Source organism: Frisingicoccus sp. (genome assembly GCA_016298055.1).
Taxonomy (GTDB): domain Bacteria; phylum Bacillota; class Clostridia; order Lachnospirales; family Lachnospiraceae; genus Frisingicoccus.
On the sequence record JAEDDO010000280.1, the window covers coordinates 1 to 2,030 of the forward strand.

Below are 2,030 nucleotides of genomic sequence, written 5' to 3' on the forward strand. Positions count from 1 at the left end.
GATATTTGTGTACAGGCGGCAGCTATGGGAAGGATTCTTTTTCTTCCCCCGTCATTTTTTAAAAAATATACTTCAGGGGAGCTTGCAACAATCCTTCAGTATCTGAATTCTTTATGTATGACGATCTACACCAGTTTTATGGTTACGGGATTGACTTCGCTTTTTTCACTTATTTACATATCACAGGTATTCGTTTATGCGCCGACCCTTGTCATTCCGTCGATTATTTTCACATGTTTGACATTGGGGGCATCTGTTGTGAATACAATTTTCAGTATGAAGCTGAATAAGGCGGCCATGGATATTGCCGGTAAAAAGAATGGTATGACTTATGAGATGATTACCGGCGTACAGAAACTTAAATTGTCAGGCGCGGAAAAACGTGCTTTTGCCCGGTGGACCAGTCTGTATGCGAAAGAAGTTGAAGCAACGTATGGCGTCCCCCTGTTTGTTCTTCTGGGAGGAACGATCAATACAGCCATTTCTCTTGCAGGAGTTCTTGTCATGTATTTTCTTTCTGTAAAAAGCGGCGTGTCTGTGGCGGATTATTATGCATTTACAGCGGCCTACGGTATGGTGTCTGTCGCATTTTCATCTCTGGTCGGCCTGGGACTTCAGGCAGCGAGAATCCGGCCGATCATGGAAGTTTCAAAACCGATTCTTGAGGCTGTTCCTGAGGTGTCTGAGGATAAGGAGATCGTGACAAAGATTTCCGGCAGTATTGAGATCAGTCATGTGACCTTCCGATATGAGGATGGGGCATCAAATGTACTCGATGATGTTTCTGTGAAGATACGTCCGGGACAATATGTGGCCGTTGTCGGAAAGACAGGATGCGGAAAGTCAACCCTACTCCGTATTCTTCTTGGATTTGAGACGGTTCAGAAAGGTGCTGTTTACTATGACGGAAAAGACATTTCAAAGATCGATCTGAAATCACTTCGAAAGAATATCGGTGTTGTCACCCAGGACGGAAAGCTGTTTCAGGGAGATATTTTTTCAAATATTGTTATTTCCGCACCGTGGCTTTCTATGGAGGATGCGTGGGAGGCTGCCGAAGTGGCGGGTATTGCCGATGATATCCGGGATATGCCGATGGGAATGAGTACCATGATATCCGAAGGATCCGGCGGTATTTCGGGTGGTCAGAAACAGAGATTGATGATTGCCAGAGCGGTGGCGCCGAAACCGAAAGTTCTGATGTTTGATGAGGCCACTTCTGCATTGGATAATATTACTCAGAAAAAGATATCGGCGGCTCTCGATAAGTTAAATTGTACAAGAATCGTTATAGCCCACCGCCTTTCTACGATTCGTCAGTGTGACCGCATTATTGTACTTGACGGCGGAAAGATCGTAGAAGACGGAACTTATGAAGAATTGCTGGAAAATAAAGGCTTTTTTGCAGAATTAGTAGAACGACAGAAAGTTGGATAAAAAAACGGACATTATACCGGATCCATCGTATAAAGAATAGAGATGTAAAAGTTTTTCTGTTGTTTTAGTAAAGGAGAAAAAGTATGGAGGAAAAAATAAAAGTATTATTTGATTGCCAGCGCTTTTTTCAAAACCAGCGTTTAGAAGACATGATATTAGATACGGAACATCGTTATCATGAACTTGGGGACGATGAACTTGAGTTGGTCTCTGCAGCCGGAGATCTTTATGATATGAAAAAAAGGGTAGAGAAAGATAATAATTATGATGACCAGAACCTATGATAAAGAGCAAATTTATGACACCTATTATCCGAAAGTGGTTCAGTATATAAGGAGTCATGTAGGGCAGCAGCAGGACGTTGAAGATCTTGCCCAGGCAGTTTTTATAAAAGTGTATGGGAAACTTGACCTCTTTGATCCGGAAAAAAGCGGGATTTCTACGTGGATCTACAATATCACACGAAACACGGTAATTGATCATTTCCGTACTATGTCCCATCATCAGCATGAGGAATTGTCAGAAACACTGAAGGATGAAAGAGGAGATGTATCAGAGAAAGTTGTGCTGGAAGAAGAACTGGAAGAGCTGGC

Annotated in this window: 3 protein-coding genes; all 3 read left to right on the plus strand. The window is 42.6% G+C overall.

Annotated elements, in window-relative coordinates:
- Positions 1-1,437 (plus strand): ATP-binding cassette domain-containing protein (locus QZZ35_RS11580; RefSeq protein WP_291237542.1); only part of this gene is annotated, 1,437 nt, incomplete at its 5' end.
- 83 nt (positions 1,438-1,520) lie between these two features.
- A complete protein-coding gene (locus QZZ35_RS11585) occupies positions 1,521-1,721 on the plus strand; it encodes a hypothetical protein (RefSeq protein WP_291237543.1) in 201 nt (66 codons plus the stop codon).
- A partial coding sequence (locus QZZ35_RS11590) for an RNA polymerase sigma factor (protein ID WP_291237544.1) occupies positions 1,702-2,030 on the plus strand: 329 nt, incomplete at its 3' end. The genes QZZ35_RS11585 and QZZ35_RS11590, both read left to right, overlap by 20 nt.

Coding starts and splice junctions, on each gene's coding strand:
- QZZ35_RS11585 (WP_291237543.1), top strand. CDS start 1,521: ATGGAGGAAAAAATAAAAGTATTATTTGATTGCCAGCGCTTTTTTCAA.